This window comes from Oricola nitratireducens, from assembly GCF_014904745.1.
Classification (GTDB): domain Bacteria; phylum Pseudomonadota; class Alphaproteobacteria; order Rhizobiales; family Rhizobiaceae; genus Oricola; species Oricola nitratireducens.
Genome location: NZ_JACZCS010000001.1, coordinates 271,694 through 286,733, shown reverse-complemented (window position 1 = coordinate 286,733; position 15,040 = coordinate 271,694). Strand labels below are relative to the sequence as shown.

Here is a 15,040-nt window from a genome sequence, read left to right as displayed (position 1 = left end):
TGTTCAATAGTTTCGACCGTTTGACTGGTCGTTTTCGAAAATTTGCAGAATCGATTGTCTTTTCCGGTGTGCATGCTTCGGCACACAAAGCCGTTTGACATCCGATTACGCGAAATTCACCTCCCTGTTGAGGGGGAGGCTTCTTATCCGTTGTCCCGTCAGCGCATGGACGGCATTCGCCAGCGCGGGAATTGAGGGCGGCGTGCCGATTTCGCCAACCCCGCCGAGTTTCTGCGAATTCTCCAGGATCGCCACCTCGAATTGCGGGCACTGGCTTATTCGCATGGCGTCATAGTCGTAAAAATTCTCTTGCGAGACCATGCCGTCTGAGAAGGTGATCGCCTGGCCGATCGCCGAGGACAGGCCGAAAACGATGCCGGATTCGATCTGCGCCGTGACGATGCCGGGATCGAGCGCGCGGCCAATTTCGGCCACGGCCCAGACCTTTTCGATCCGTATGCCGTCCGGCGCCTGCGCGATTTGCACGACTTCGCCCACCCACGATCCGAAGGAAAGCGTAAAGGCGACGCCCTTTGCCTTGCCGTCCGGCAGGGCCTCGTCCCAATGCGAAATCCCGGCGAGTTTTTCCATCACCGCCACGGCAAGCGGATAGTTCGCCATCAGTTTCAGCCGAAGCGCGATCGGGTCCTGACCGGCTTTTGCCGCGATCTCGTCGAGAAAGCATTCGTGGAAGAACGCGTTGAAGGAATTGCCGACCGAGCGCCAGGAACCGACCGGAACCGCCATCGCCGTCTCGATGCCGGTCACCCGGTAATTGGCGATCGTGTAGGGCTGGTCGAATGCGCCCTCGGTCAATAGCCGTTCCGGCCCGCCCATCGGCATCGAAGGGAATATCCGCCGCCCCATGCTCTTCATGATCGAAGGCGTGGCGATGCGCATGTCGAGCGCCTGTGGAACGCCGTCGGCAACCCGGGCGCGGAACCGGCCGACCGCCGCGGGACGGTACGTGTCGTGCGTCATGTCTTCTTCGCGCGTCCACGTCACTTTGACCGGCTTGCCGTCCGCCTGCATCGCGAGCAGCGTCGCGTAGATCGCGAAATCCACTTCCCCGCGACGCCCGAAACCACCGCCCAGGTAAGTCGTGTTGACGGTGACGCGGTCGGACTTGATTCCCGCGATCCCGGCACAGACCGTCTGCAGGATCGTCGGCATCTGGTTCGGCGCCCAGATCGTAAGCTCTCCGTTACCGAACTGCGCGGTGGCATTCATCGGTTCCATCGTGGCATGCGCCAGATAGGGCACCTCGTAGTCCGCGGTGATCACCGAATCCGCAGGCGCATCGGCAAAGGCAAGCTCGACATCACCGTCGTCGCGATACGAGGAACCGTTCCAGCTCCCGGCCGCGGTTTCCCGGAAGACGTTCATGATCGACTCGGTATCGGCCGGGTAGGGCGCTTCCTCCCATACGACCTCGATCGCCTCCGCCGCCTTGAACGCCGCCCAGGTGTTTTTCGCGATCACGCCGAAACCGGTTCCGGTCTGGGTATCGAGCCGGACGACCTTGATGACGCCGGGCATCGCTTCGGCCGCGGACGTGTCGGCAGAGCGAATGCCGGCGCCGAGTCGCGGGTTCATGCGGACGGTGCCGTACACCATGCCGGGCAGATCGACGTCGATGCCGAAGATCGGCGCGCCGGTCACCTTGGCATGCAGGTCGACGCGCTTCTGCGACCTGCCGAGGATCATCCAGTCCTTCGGATCCTTGAGCGCGATTTCGGCCGGCGGCGTCAGCACGGCGGCCGCTGATGCGATCTTTCCGATCGAAACGCGCGCGCCGTCCGGCGAGACGATATCGCGGCCTTCGATAGTTAGTTTCGCCGGCGTGGCGCCAAGGTGTTCGGACGCCGCCGCAAGCAAAAGATGGCGCGCCATCGCACCGGCATGGCGCATCTTGTCGAACCCGTCACGCACCGAGGACGATCCGCCGGTGATCTGCAGACCGAGCACTTCCCCAAGCTTGCCAGACACGCTGCGCGTTGCCTCGGCGGCGAACGACTCGGCAAAGACCGGAAACGGCCCGGATTCTTCCAGCACCGCGGAATTGTAGTAGGCGCCCGAGGCCGGTCCGTGTTCGATCGTCACCGCGTCGAGCGGCACGCCCAGTTCCTCGGCGACCAGCGCCGCGAGCGTCGTCGCGACGCCCTGGCCCATTTCGGCGCGCGGAGCGATGATCGTGATCGCGCCGTCGGCGCCGACGATCACATAGGGATTGAGCGTCGCCTCGCCCTCGGCGAGATCGTCTTCGAGCGGATTGGGCCACGGCCGGCTCGCGGCGTAGTAACCGACGGCCAGGCCGCCGGCGACGAGGCCAGTGCCGATCAGGAAGGTGCGGCGCAGGATCTTGCCCATCGGATCAGCCCTCGCTCGCCGTTTGCGCCGGCATCTGCGCGGCGGCGCGCTTGATCGCGGCGCGAATGCGCGGATAGGTGCCGCAGCGGCACAGATTGCCCTGCATCGCATCATCAATCTCGGCGTCGGTCGGATTGGGCGTTTCTTCGAGCAGGGCGACGGCGTTCATGATCTGACCGGCCTGGCAGTAACCGCATTGCGGAACCTGTTCCTCGACCCAGGCCTGCTGGACGGGATGCAGCTTTTCGCCCTGTGCGAGGCCGTCGATCGTGCGCACGTCGCCGGTCACGTCGCCGACGGCGGTCACGCAGGACCGCGTCGCGATACCGTCGATGATCACCGTGCAGGCGCCGCAAGCCGCGACGCCGCAACCATATTTCGGACCCTTGATCCCCGCGATGTCGCGCAATGCCCACAGCAGTGGCATTTCAGGATCGACGTCAAGGTCGCGCGATTCACCATTAATCGTGAGCTGCATGGCCGGTTCCGTTATCGGATTGCTTTTGAGGATCGCGCATCCGCACCCCTACGGAGATCGCATCCTGACGAATTGACAAAATAACGAAAAATGTCATAACGTCAACCCATGATGCTCCAGACACCCCCTGACAAACGCGGCCTGATCGTGTCCGCGGCCATCGAGGTCTTCATCAATTATGGTTTCAAGAAGACATCGATGGACGACATTGCGCGCGCGGCTGGCATGTCGCGTCCCGCGCTCTATCAGGTTTTCCGTAACAAAACGGAAATCTTCCGGGCCGCCAGCCTGAGCCTGCTCGATATGCTCGGCCATCAGTCGAGAACGGCTTTCGAAAGCGACAAGCCCTTTGCCGAGCGGCTTTACGACTCGCTCGACAGCAGCATCCTGTCGCTGCACCGCAAGATCGACGCGACGCCGCACGGCGCCGAACTGATGGGCGTCAACGAGGAGGTCGCCAGCGACATCGAGGAAAAATGGTGCGAACAGATGGTCGGCGCCATCGCCAGCGGCATTTCCGCGGCAGAAGCGGCCGGCGAAATCGCGCTCGGACCGCTCGGCACCGATGCCAAGGCCGTCGCGACCGTTGTCATGCAGGCGATGGAAGGCATGAAGGGCAAATATCTGCGCGGCGATCCGATCGAGGACGACGTGCGCAGGATGGTGTCCTTCGTCGCCGGCGCGCTGACTGCCGCAAAGTCATCCTCCTAGGCCGCCGGCCGGCCCGGCCGCATGCGTTTCATCGCTTCGCGCATGCGTTTTCCGGCCGGCTTTTTCAACGTATGCGGCAGCACATGCGCACTGATTTCCTCCGTCAGGTCGAGTGTCGAGCGTTCTCCGACGGCGTCGAAATTCTGTTCAAGGAAATCGGCCGCCGCGGCCCTGCCCATCTCCTTCAGATACTCCAGAAACGTCCATTCCGCATTGACCTTCGACGATGCGGACAATTCTTCCACGATCGCATCGGCCGCGACCCGGTGCATCCGGATCGCCCTGTAGCTGGTGCCGTCCAGCCGTCTGTCGGCGATCAGCCGCCGCACGAACTCGATTGCCCGGAATTCACGGAGCAGGGCTGAATTGAACGTGATCTCGTTCATCCGGTCCTGGATCTCGATCGCCGAGCGTGGTGTCTTGTCCGTCTCGATCGGGTTGATCTGCACCAGCAGGCAATCCTGCGTCTCCGTCTCGTAGAAAAACGGAAACAGCGCCGGGTTGCCGCCGAACCCGCCGTCCCAGTAAGGAACCCCGTCGATCTCGACAGCCTGGAAAACCGTCGGCAGGCAGGCCGAGGCCATCACCACGTCGGGTGTCAGTTCTTCCTGGCCGAACACGCGCACCTTGCCCGTCCACACATTAGTTGCCGACACGAAGGTCTTGATCGCGCCACAACGCTTCACCCGCTCGAAATCGATCTGCTCTTCGATCACGTCGCGCAGCGGATTGAGCCCGAGCGGATTGGTGTCGTACGGCGAAAAGACCCGCGACATGAGATCGAAGAACCGGTAGGTCGGCGAATGGTCGAGGCTCCAGTTTCCCCAGATCACGTCGAGGGGAGTGCGCTGCACCGGCGAAAAGCGGCCTTTGCGGCTGACCGCCTGCCAGAACTCATGCAGGGATTCGCGCGCGCCGTCGCGGCCGCCCTTCGCCCAGCCGTCGGCAAGCGCCACCGCATTCATCGCACCGGCGCTGGTGCCCGATATCGCCTCGAATTCCAGCCGCCCGTCTTCCAGAAGCGCGTCGAGCACGCCCCAGGAAAAAGCGCCATGGGACCCGCCGCCCTGCAGAGCGAGATTGATGGTTTTCATGCGTTTGCCACGTCCGTTGGAAATCAAAGCGCGGTCCAGCCGCCATCGACGGAAATCGTCGTTCCGGTGATCTGCTCGGCGCGATCCGAACACAGGAACACGACCGTGCCGCCGATCTGCTCGACCGTCGCGAACTGCTTCGACGGCTGGCGTTCCAGCATCACCTCGCGGATCACCGTGTCGCGATCCATCCCGTATTTCTCCATCGTGTCGGGGATTTGCGCCTCGACCAGCGGCGTCAGCACATAGCCCGGACAGATCGCGTTGCAGGTGATCGGAGCTTCGGCGGTCTCCAGCGCCACGACCTTGGTCATGCCGACGACGCCGTGCTTGGCCGAGACATAGGCCGACTTGAACGGCGAGGCCGTCAGCCCGTGCGCCGAGGAAATATTGACGATGCGGCCCCATTTGTGTTCGCGCATCACCGGCAGCGCCGCCGCAGTGGTGTGAAACACCGAGTTCATGTTGATGGCGATGATCCGGTCCCAGGCATCGACCGGGAATTCCTCGATCGCCGCGACATGCTGGATACCGGCATTGTTGACGAGAATGTCGACCCGGCCGAATTCCTCCGCCGCCCTGGTGACCAGCGCGCGCGCCTCGTCTCCCTTCGACATGTCCGCCGGGATGTAGATCGTCCGGTTGCCGTGTTTCGCCGAGATTTCCCCGGCCAGCGCGTGATCCTCGTCGCGGTCGCTATAGGAGTTGATCACAACGTTGTGCCCTTCGGCGGCCAGCGCATGTGCAATGCCGAGCCCGATCCCCGAATTCGATCCCGTCACCACGGCAGTCCTGATTTTCTTCATTGGATCATTTCCCTTCGATGCCTACATCCTGCAGTATTGTTGCGGCGCAACATAATCGGAACTAGGACGCCTGTCAGTCTTCAAAAGGGGGATGCAACGATGACGATCAGAATTTACGGATATCCTGGCTGCACCACGGTAAAGAAGGCCCGCGAATGGGCGGAAACCACCGGTCTGGCGCCGCAATATGACCATTTTTCCAAGCTTCCCGATCTGAAGCAGGAAATCGGGCGATGGGTCGCCGCCGCCGGCATCGACGCCGTCTTCAACGACCGGTCACAAACCTGGAAGACGATGGCGCCGGAAGAGCAGGCGGCGATTTCCGCGAGCGATCAGGCGAAGATCGACGCCATGGCCGCCGATCCGCGCCTCATCAAGCGGCCCGTCGGCACGGACGGCAAGACGGTTCTGACCGGATTCAAGCAGGCCGATTGGGAAGCCGCCTTTCTTTGAGCCTGCCGGGCCGCGATTGCGCATGACCCGGCGAAACGATATGGAAGCCGCGAATGGCACGGACAGGGCACCGATGAGCGATTATCTGAGCGAACCCCTTGAACGCCACCGCACCGTCGGCGTCGATGTCGGCGGCGTCATGGTCGGCGGCGACGCGCCGGTCGTTGTCCAGTCCATGACCAACACCGACACGGCCGATATCGACGCGACCGTCGCCCAGGTCGCGGCGCTGCACCGCGCCGGCTCCGAGATCGTCCGCATTACCGTCGACCGTGACGAAAGCGCCGCCGCCGTACCGAAGATCCGCGAGCGCCTCGAACGGCTCGGCGTCTTCGTGCCGCTGGTCGGGGACTTTCATTATATCGGCCACAAGCTTCTGGCCGATCATCCGGCCTGCGCCGAGGCGCTGGAAAAATACCGCATCAATCCGGGCAATGTCGGTTTCCGCGAAAAGCGCGACCGCCAGTTCACCGAAATCGTCGAAATGGCGATCCGCCACGACAAGCCGGTGCGCATCGGCGTCAACTGGGGCTCGCTCGACCAGGAGCTGCTGACCCGGCTGATGGACGAGAATCACGAAAACGGCGCGCCGCTGACCGCCCGCGAGGTCACCCGAGAGGCGATCGTCCAGTCGGCGCTGCTGTCCGCTGACCTTGCCGAGGATATCGGCCTGCCGCGCTCGAAGATCATCCTGTCGGCCAAGGTCAGCCAGGTCCAGGACCTGATTGCCGTCTATACCGAGATGGCGCGGCGCTCCGACCATGCCCTTCACCTCGGCCTGACAGAGGCCGGCATGGGCTCCAAGGGCATCGTCGCCTCGTCGGCCGCCATGGGCATCCTGCTGCAACAGGGCATCGGCGACACGATCCGCATCTCGCTGACGCCGGAACCCGGCGGCGACCGAACCCGCGAAGTCCAGGTCGCACAGGAGCTGCTGCAGACCATGGGCTTTCGCCAGTTCCTGCCCGTCGTCGCGGCCTGCCCCGGCTGCGGCCGCACCACGTCGACGGTCTTCCAGGAACTCGCCCGCACCATCGAGGACGATCTGCGCCGCCAGATGCCGGTCTGGCGCGACAAATATCCCGGCGTCGAAAACCTCAAGGTCGCGGTGATGGGTTGCATCGTCAACGGACCCGGCGAATCCAAGCACGCCGATATCGGCATCTCGCTGCCCGGCACCGGCGAAACCCCCGCCGCGCCGATCTTCATCGACGGCAAGAAGGCCGCGACCCTGCGCGGGCCCAACATCGCCGCCGATTTCCAGGCCATGCTCGCCGACTATATCGAGCAGCGCTTCGGCCAGGAAAAGAGCTTGAAGGCGAGCTGACGGTCAAGGGAGCCGGAGAAAGGGTGTCATGACTGTCCGATTGACCGCCGCGATCCTCCTGCTCCTTGCCTTCGCATCCGCCGCGGTCGCGCAGGACGGGAATGTGCGCGTGGTCCTTCCGCTTCCGCTGGACGCGAAGCCCGATACCACCTTCGAGCGCGTCGGGCCCGGCGCCGCCGAGCCGAAACAACCTGATGTCGCCGATATCTGCAATCTGATCGCCGCTTCCGCCGACGAACACGGGCTTCCGCGCCCCTTCTTTGCCCGATTGATCTGGAAGGAAAGCCGTTTCGACACCAATGCCGTCTCGCCCACCGGCGCGCAGGGTGTCGCCCAGTTCATGCCCGGAACCGCCTTCATGCGCGGCCTGCGCGATGCCTTCGATCCGGAACAGGCCATCCCGGCGTCGGCAAAATACCTTGCCGACCTGCGCCGCGACTTCGGCAATCTCGGCCTTGCCGCCGCCGCCTACAATGCCGGCGAGGAACGCGTTTCCGGCTGGCTCGCAGGGGGCGGCTTCCTGCCCGCCCAGACCGAGGATTATGTCCTGTCGATCCTCGGCAGGCCGGCGGACGAATTCCGCGACCTGGCAACCGATGAGGAACAAAAGCCGCTCGACGAGAAGAAGCCCTTCGAGGAAGCCTGCCGCGCCCTGCCGGTCATGCGGACGGCCGCCGCACCCTTTGCCGGCACGCCGAAACCGGCCTGGGGTGCCCAGATCGCCGGCCATTTCAAGCAGGCGGTGGCGCTCAGGCAGTGGAAACGCGTCCGCGCGCGCCACGCGAAAATCCTCGGCGACAAGGACCCGGCCGTCTTCCGTGCCCGCAGCCCGATCGGCCGCAAGCAACTCTATGTCGTGCAGATCGGCGCGCCCGACCGCAGCGGGGCAACGAAGATCTGCGACAATCTCCGCCGCGCCGGCGGCTCATGCGTCGTGGTGAAGAACTAGAGCTTTTCAGGGATAGATGGAAGCATTCTGCCGGCGCAGGTTTGTCCCGAGACCGAGGGATCTGGCGCAGGCCGTGCCGCGGGCACGGTCAAGCCGGAGCCCGAAGGCATCGGGACAAACATGCCCGGCCCTTCGGGTTTCCGTCCGGCGGGCGCCCGCTTTGTCGGCGCGCTTGCCCGTAGCCCGCTACGCGCCGCGCGCGCCTTCGCGCGGATCGCCGCACCGGACGAGAAACAGAATGTCTCTATCTGTCCCTGAAAGGCTCTAGGACTGCCGGTTGGCGACGAAGCGCGCCGCTTCGCAAAGCATCTGCGATCGCGGCTGGTAGAGCTGCAATGTCTCTTCTCCCCTGGCGACCAGCCGGTCCAGTTCGCCGCGCGCCCAGTCCTCGCCATGCAGGCTGACCAGCGTGCCCTTCCCGGCGCCGGCATCCTTGCCCGTCGCCTTGCCCATCGCCGCGGCCGTCTGGGTGACGTCCAGGAGATCGTCGGCAAGCTGGAAGGCGAGCCCGATCGTCTCGCCGAAGGAACGCATCCGCTTCTTGTCCGCCATAGGCGCACCGGCGAGGACGGCGCCGGCTTCGCAGCCGAAGCGGATCAGTGCACCCGTCTTCATCGCCTGCAGCGTGACCACGCCGTTTTCGTCCGGTTTCGCGGTCGCCGCCGCAAGATCGAGCGCCTGGCCGCCGGCCATGCCGCCAAGTCCGGCCGCCCGCGCCAGCAGATTGACGAGTTCGGCCCGGGTGTCGCCGGGCAAGCCGTTCGCCTTGTCCGAAACGAGATCGAAGGCGAAAGTCAGCAGGCTGTCACCGGCGAGGATCGCGGTCGCCTCGTCGAAAGCCTTGTGTACCGTCGGCTGACCGCGGCGCATGTCGTCGTTATCCATTGCCGGCAGGTCGTCATGGATCAGCGAATAGCAATGCACGCATTCGAGCGCTCCGGCGACGTAAAGCGCCGACCGGTCCGGCGCCCCGAACAGCCGCGCCGTCTCGAGCACCAGAAACGGCCGGAACCGCTTTCCCCCGTTCAAGACACCGTGGCGTATCGCGGCCATCAGCGTTGACGGCCGCTCAATTTCGCCGTCGAGCGCCGGCGCGGCGAAGGCTTCGGAGAGAAACGCTTCCACCTGGGCGGCGCGGGCGGCAAGCGCCTGATTGAATTCAGCCTGCAACATTCCTTCCCGATGGCCGCTCGCGGCGTTGCGGTCAAGTCCGGCATTGGATCGGTTGCGATCCTTGTTGCGGGAAAATGCCTTATTGCCTAGGAAAAGCGAACACCGCGACCCGGCTTACCCCGGCACATCGAACGGGCAATCGACAATTTGGCATCCAGCAGGAAAACCGCGAAAGCGGCCGGCAAGAAAACCGGCAGGAAGAAAACGCCGGCAAAACCGCGGCGAAAAAAAACACCCGCGTCCGGCGGATACTGGCACGCGCGCCTCAAACGCTGGCTGCGTTACGGCATCGCGGCTCTCGTTGTCCTTCTTCTGATACCGCCCGGCTTGTCACTGTTTTACCGCGTCGAGGCCATCCACCCCGTTTCCACACTAATGCTGCGCGATCTTGTCACGCTGCAAGGTTACGAACGCGACTGGGTCGAATTCGACGCGATCGCGCCTGTTCTCGTTCAATCCGTCATGATGTCGGAGGACGGAAAGTTCTGCGCGCATGGCGGCGTCGACTGGGGCGCCCTGAACCATGTGATCGACAATGCGCTCGATGGCGAAAAGACGCGCGGCGCATCGACGATTACCATGCAGACTGCCAAAAACCTGTTTCTCTGGAATGCCCGCTCCTTTATCCGCAAGGCAATGGAAGTGCCGCTGGCGATCTGGATCGACACGGTGTTGTCGAAGAAGCGGATCATGGAGATCTATCTCAACATCGCCGAGTGGGGCGACGGCATCTACGGGGTCGAGGCCGCAAGCTGGACCTATTTCGGCCGCCCGGCCTCCGAACTGACCGCCACCCAGGCAGCGCTTCTCGCCGTCACCCTGCCCAATCCGTTGGCGCGCGATCCCGGCAAGCCCGGCAAGGGGCTTATTCGCCTTGCCCGCATGATCGAGGGCCGTGCCCGCCAGTCCGGTGCTTATATCGAATGCCTGTACTAGGCGGCACCGTGTGGCGCATAAATTTTGCGTCCGAGTCTGGCCAAGACGCATTCGAACGTGTATAGGCGCGCAATCTTTTTCAAGCACATGTCGGACGCCTGCCGGCCGAAACGGCCAGCATCCGGGCACGCCTGACATAAATGGAGACTTAAAATGGCTGTTCCGAAGCGAAAAGTGACCCGCTCGAAGCGCGGCATGCGCCGTTCTACGGACGCGCTGAAAAACCCGTCCTATGTCGAGGACAAGAATTCCGGCGAACTGCGCCGTCCGCACCACATCGACCTGAAGACCGGCATGTATCGCGGCCGCCAGGTTCTGACGCCCAAGGAAGGCTAAACCTTCCCTGCCATTGTGGTCTGAATCAAGAAACCCGCGCCTCTTGCGAGCGCGGGTTTTTCTATGCCCGGTTAACCGGCCTGGCCGTCGATCTGCGCGGCCATGATCGCGATCGCCTGCTGGTAGACGCTGGCCGCGTTCCAGCCCTGGATGGCGGCAAAATTCGGCTGTCCCGGCTGATAGCCCGCGCCACGCCGCCAGCCATGCGCGCGCAGGAAGTTCGCTGTCGAGGCAAGCGCATCCCATTGCGACCCGGCCAGATCGATCCGGCCGTTTCCGTCGCCGTCGACGCCGTATCTCATGACACTCCCCGGAAGAAACTGGGTGTGGCCGATTTCGCCGTGCATCGCGCCGACCGTCTTCGACGTGATGATTCCCCGGTCGACCAGATCCAGCGCGGCATAGAGATGTCCGGTAAAGAACTCGGTGCGGCGGCAATCATAGGCAAGCGTCGCGATCGCCGACATGGTGTTGGCGTTGCCCATGAACCGGCCGAAACCCGTTTCCATGCCGTGAATGGCGAGCAGCGGACCGGCCGGAACGCCATACGCTCGTTCGAGACGTGCGAAGAACTTCGCGTTGGCGGCTTTTTTTCGGCGGCCCTGCGAGACGATGGCGTTGGCGCCACGCACCTTCATGAACTTGTCGAGCGAATATTTGAAGCTTTTCTGGCCTCGGTCGGCGGCAATTGTCCTGGTTGAATAGCTGGTGCCGGCCAGCGCCTTGAGCCCGCGAGTGCCGATGCCGTTCGCCTTTGCCTCGGCGGCGAACTGCCGCTTCCACACCTCGAAGCCTGCACCGGTATTTCCGCATTGCGCGGCGTGAGCCGGTCCGGCCAGGATCATGCCTGTCCCGATTGCCAAGAATGCGAATTTCGCCAGTCTCGATATCATGCCTTTTCTCCGGGCGCGCGCTGTTCCTCCCCCGGGAAAATGCCTGATTCCCGGGTGAAAGTCAGTTACGCTTTTATGACGAACAGCCGGTTAACGCGCGCCGAAGATCGCGGTGCCGACACGCACGCTGGTCGCGCCGAACGCGACCGCCGTCTCGAAATCGCCCGACATGCCCATCGACAGTTTCGCGATCCCGTTTTCCTCGGCGAGCTTGCGCAACAGCGCGAAATGCGGTCCCGGGTTTTCGTCGAAGGGCGGGATGCACATCAGACCTTCGATGGTCAGGCCGAGTTCGGCGCGGCACATCGCCAGGAAAGAGGCGCAATCGTCGGGCGCAATTCCCGCCTTTTGCGGCTCCATCCCGGTATTGACCTCGACATAGAGCCGAATGGTCTTGCCCTGCTTCTTCATTTCCGTGGCGAGCGTTCGGGCGATCTTCTCGCGGTCGACCGTCTGGATGGCGTCGAACAGCGCGACCGCCTCTTTGGTCTTGTTGGATTGCAGCGGGCCGATCAGGTGCAGTTCGACCCCCGGAAACTCGTCCTTCAGGTCCGGCCACTTGCCCTGCGCCTCCTGCACTCGGTTCTCGCCGAACACCCGGTGGCCTTCCTCCAGCACCGGCCGGATGGCATCGGCGTCAAATGTCTTCGATACCGCGATCAGCTCGATATCTCCCGGCGCACGCCCCGCGTCGCGCGCCGCCTCCGCGATGCGGCCTTTCACCTCGTTTAGTCGATCGACTGCGGACATCTATGTCTCCCGGCGCATCCGCCGGTCGGAGTTCCGGCGGGTTGTTGACGGCTTGCCCTTTTACCGGCAAGAGACCGTTGATTTGTTTTGCGGCGCAAACCTGCATGCCGCCGCGCAGAATTCAAGAGTTTCACCAGCATGGCAACCGAACGATACAATCCGCGCGAAGCTGAACCGAAGTGGCAGAAAGCCTGGGCGGAAGCAAAGCTTTTCGAGACCGACAACGACGATCCGCGGCCGAAATATTACGTCCTGGAGATGTTCCCCTATCCCTCCGGGCGCATACATATCGGCCACACCCGCAATTACACCATGGGCGACGTCGTCGCGCGCCACCGCCGCGCGCTCGGTTACAACGTGCTGCACCCGATGGGCTGGGACGCCTTCGGTATGCCGGCAGAGAACGCCGCGATGCAGAACAAGGTCCATCCCGGCAAATGGACCTACGCCAATATCGACACCATGCGCGAACAGCTCAAGCTGATGGGCCTGTCGATCGACTGGACGCGCGAATTCGCCACCTGCGACGTCGATTACTATCACCGCCAGCAGATGCTGTTCCTCGATTTCCTGGAAAAGGACCTCGTCTATCGCAAGCAGTCCAAGGTCAACTGGGACCCGGTCGACATGACCGTGCTTGCCAATGAACAGGTCATCGATGGCTGCGGTTGGCGTTCCGGCGCCCCGGTCGAACAGCGCGAACTGACCCAGTGGTTCTTCAAGATCACCGATTTTTCGCAGGATCTTCTCGATTCGCTCGACCAGCTCGACGAATGGCCCGAAAAGGTCCGCGTCATGCAGAGGAACTGGATCGGCCGGTCGGAAGGCCTGCAGATCCGCTGGGAGCTGGACAAGGCGACCGCGCCGGCCGGCGAAACCGAGCTCGAGGTCTACACCACACGCCCGGACACGATCTTCGGCGCCTCCTTCATGGCGATCGCCGCCGATCACCCGCTGGCAAAGAACGTTGCCGCGACGAATCCCGATCTCGCCGCTTTCTGCGACGAATGCCGCCGTGCGGGAACCTCCGTCGCCGCGCTGGAAACCGCCGAGAAGAAGGGCTTCGACACCGGTGTCCGCGTCGTCCATCCCTTCGACCCGTCATGGACGCTGCCGGTCTATGTCGCCAATTTCGTGCTGATGGATTACGGCACGGGGGCCATTTTCGGATGTCCGTCGGGCGACCAGCGCGACCTCGACTTCGCCAACAAATACGGCCTGCCGGTTGTTCCTGTCGTGATGCCGAAGGACGGCGACGCCGCGACCTTCCAGATCACCGAGGAAGCCTATGTCGACGACGGCGTGATGATCAATTCGCGCTTCCTCGACGGCATGACGCCGGATGCCGCCTTCGAGGAAGTCGCCAGCCGGATGGAGGCCGTGACGATCGGCAACCAGCCGCAGGCCGAGCGCAAGGTCCGCTTCCGCCTGCGCGATTGGGGCATTTCGCGCCAGCGCTACTGGGGCTGCCCGATTCCTGTGATCCATTGCGACGATTGCGGCGTCGTTCCGGTGCCGAAAGCCGATCTGCCGGTCAAATTGCCCGACGACATCGATTTCGAAAAACCCGGCAACCCGCTCGACCGCCATCCGACCTGGCGCCATGTCACCTGCCCGCAATGCGGCAAGGATGCGCGGCGCGAGACCGACACCATGGACACCTTCGTCGATTCCTCGTGGTACTTCGCCCGCTTCACCGCGCCGAAGGCCGACGAGCCCACCGATCCGAAGGCGGCAAACGACTGGCTGCCGGTCGACCAGTATATCGGCGGCATCGAGCACGCGATCCTGCATCTCCTCTATTCGCGCTTCTTCACCCGCGCCATGCGCGAAACCGGGCATCTCGATCTCGCCGAACCGTTCAAGGGCCTGTTCACCCAGGGCATGGTCGTCCACGAAACCTACCGCACCGGCTCCGGCTCCGGCGCCCAGTGGCACGCGCCCTCGGAAATCCGGCTAGAGGAATCCGGCGGCAAGCGCCGCGCCGTGGTGATCGAGACCGGCGAAGAGGCCGAGATCGGACATCTTGAAAAGATGTCGAAATCCAAGAAGAACACGATCGGGCCGGAGGAAATCACCCAGGGCTACGGCGCCGATACGGCCCGCTGGTTCATGCTGTCGGATTCGCCGCCGGACCGCGATGTCGAATGGAGCGATCGCGGCGCCGAGGGCGCGCACCGTTTCGTCCAGCGCATCTGGCGCGTCGTGTCCGGCGCGGCCGGTGCCATCGCGCCCGGTGACGCCGCGGCCGCCGGCGGCGACGGGCTCGCCATGCGCAAGGCCGCGCACAAGGCGCTCAAGGCAATCGGCGAGGATTTCGAAAAGCTCGGCTTCAACCGCGCCATCGCCCGCGTGCACGAACTGGTCAACGAGATCGCGCCGGTCGTCGAAAAGGCCGCATCCGGCTCCAACGCCGACAAGGCGGCCGCGCACGAAGCCCTGTCGATCCTGGTTCAGGTCATCGCGCCCGTCATGCCACACCTCGCCGAGGAATGCTGGCAGACGCTCGGCTACGAGACCATGGTCGCAGAGGCGCCCTGGCCGGCATTCGATCCGGCGCTCGTCGAGGAAAACTCGGTCACGCTTCCCGTCCAGATCAACGGCAAGCGGCGCGGCGAAATTGTGGTTCCCAAGGATGCCGACAAGGCCGCGGTCGAGGAATTGGTGCTCGGCGCGGATTTCGTCACCCATCATCTGGGCGGTGCGGCGCCGAAAAAAATCATTGTGGTTCCGAACCGCATCGTAAACATTGTCGCGTGACCGA

Annotated in this window: 15 protein-coding genes; 8 read left to right on the top strand and 7 right to left on the bottom strand. The window is 63.6% G+C overall.

Annotated elements, in window-relative coordinates:
• Positions 1–105 precede the first annotated feature (105 nt).
• Together IG169_RS01410 and IG169_RS01405 are read right to left on the bottom strand one after the other, a co-directional pair.
• Complete coding sequence (locus tag IG169_RS01410) at positions 106–2,370, bottom strand: xanthine dehydrogenase family protein molybdopterin-binding subunit (protein ID WP_193174353.1); 2,265 nt, start codon at positions 2,368–2,370, stop codon at positions 106–108.
• A gap of 4 nt (positions 2,371–2,374) precedes the next feature.
• Entirely contained in the window at positions 2,375–2,848 is a 474-nt protein-coding gene (locus IG169_RS01405) for a (2Fe-2S)-binding protein (RefSeq protein ID WP_193174352.1), read from the bottom strand.
• 108 nt (positions 2,849–2,956) lie between these two features.
• On the opposite strand from IG169_RS01405, the gene IG169_RS01400 reads away from it, so the two are divergent.
• On the top strand, positions 2,957–3,559 hold the full coding sequence (locus tag IG169_RS01400; protein ID WP_193174351.1) for a TetR/AcrR family transcriptional regulator: 603 nt from the start codon (positions 2,957–2,959) through the stop codon (positions 3,557–3,559).
• On the opposite strand, the gene IG169_RS01395 is transcribed toward IG169_RS01400, so the two are convergent.
• Positions 3,556–4,680 carry a patatin-like phospholipase family protein gene (locus IG169_RS01395; RefSeq protein WP_193174350.1) on the bottom strand — a complete coding sequence of 375 codons (1,125 nt, stop codon included), beginning with the start codon at positions 4,678–4,680 and terminating at the stop codon, positions 3,556–3,558. The two genes, IG169_RS01400 and IG169_RS01395, sit on opposite strands and share 4 nt — an antisense overlap.
• Entirely contained in the window at positions 4,677–5,459 is a 783-nt protein-coding gene (locus IG169_RS01390) for a 3-hydroxybutyrate dehydrogenase (protein ID WP_193174349.1), read from the bottom strand. Before IG169_RS01390 ends, IG169_RS01395 begins: the two co-directional genes overlap by 4 nt.
• A 99-nt stretch (positions 5,460–5,558) precedes the next feature.
• Here IG169_RS01390 and IG169_RS01385 point away from each other — a divergent pair, with 99 nt between their 5' ends.
• The 4 genes from IG169_RS01385 (at position 5,559) to IG169_RS01370 (ending at position 8,446) form a co-directional block, all read left to right on the top strand.
• Positions 5,559–5,912, top strand: coding sequence for an arsenate reductase family protein (locus IG169_RS01385; RefSeq protein ID WP_193174348.1), 354 nt, complete (start codon positions 5,559–5,561; stop codon positions 5,910–5,912).
• Between the two features lie 73 nt (positions 5,913–5,985).
• Positions 5,986–7,239: a flavodoxin-dependent (E)-4-hydroxy-3-methylbut-2-enyl-diphosphate synthase gene (gene ispG, locus IG169_RS01380; protein ID WP_193174347.1), complete on the top strand. Its 1,254-nt coding sequence runs from the start codon at positions 5,986–5,988 to the stop codon at positions 7,237–7,239.
• 28 nt (positions 7,240–7,267) lie between these two features.
• Positions 7,268–8,188: a lytic transglycosylase domain-containing protein gene (locus IG169_RS01375; RefSeq protein WP_193174346.1), complete on the top strand. Its 921-nt coding sequence runs from the start codon at positions 7,268–7,270 to the stop codon at positions 8,186–8,188.
• Between the two features lie 120 nt (positions 8,189–8,308).
• Complete coding sequence (locus tag IG169_RS01370) at positions 8,309–8,446, top strand: hypothetical protein (protein ID WP_193174345.1); 138 nt, start codon at positions 8,309–8,311, stop codon at positions 8,444–8,446.
• A gap of 6 nt (positions 8,447–8,452) precedes the next feature.
• On the opposite strand, the gene IG169_RS01365 is transcribed toward IG169_RS01370, so the two are convergent.
• The gene (locus tag IG169_RS01365; RefSeq protein WP_193174344.1) at positions 8,453–9,361 is read right to left on the bottom strand and encodes a polyprenyl synthetase family protein; all 909 of its coding nucleotides are present in this window, start codon (positions 9,359–9,361) and stop codon (positions 8,453–8,455) included.
• A gap of 147 nt (positions 9,362–9,508) precedes the next feature.
• Between IG169_RS01365 and mtgA the strand changes: the two genes are divergently transcribed.
• Positions 9,509–10,297: a monofunctional biosynthetic peptidoglycan transglycosylase gene (mtgA, locus tag IG169_RS01360; RefSeq protein WP_428982221.1), complete on the top strand. Its 789-nt coding sequence runs from the start codon at positions 9,509–9,511 to the stop codon at positions 10,295–10,297.
• Positions 10,298–10,450: 153 nt separating this feature from the next.
• Positions 10,451–10,633, top strand: coding sequence for a 50S ribosomal protein L32 (gene rpmF / locus IG169_RS01355; protein ID WP_193174343.1), 183 nt, complete (start codon positions 10,451–10,453; stop codon positions 10,631–10,633).
• A gap of 71 nt (positions 10,634–10,704) precedes the next feature.
• Here the strand turns inward: rpmF and IG169_RS01350 are convergent, their stop codons facing one another.
• Positions 10,705–11,526, bottom strand: a complete 822-nt coding sequence (locus IG169_RS01350) for a lytic murein transglycosylase (RefSeq protein ID WP_193174342.1) — start codon at positions 11,524–11,526, stop codon at positions 10,705–10,707.
• A 90-nt stretch (positions 11,527–11,616) separates the two neighbouring features.
• A complete protein-coding gene (locus tag IG169_RS01345) occupies positions 11,617–12,276 on the bottom strand; it encodes a YggS family pyridoxal phosphate-dependent enzyme (protein ID WP_193174341.1) in 660 nt (219 codons plus the stop codon).
• 138 nt (positions 12,277–12,414) lie between these two features.
• Here IG169_RS01345 and leuS point away from each other — a divergent pair, with 138 nt between their 5' ends.
• Positions 12,415–15,036: a leucine--tRNA ligase gene (gene leuS / locus IG169_RS01340; RefSeq protein ID WP_193174340.1), complete on the top strand. Its 2,622-nt coding sequence runs from the start codon at positions 12,415–12,417 to the stop codon at positions 15,034–15,036.
• Positions 15,037–15,040 lie beyond the last annotated feature (4 nt).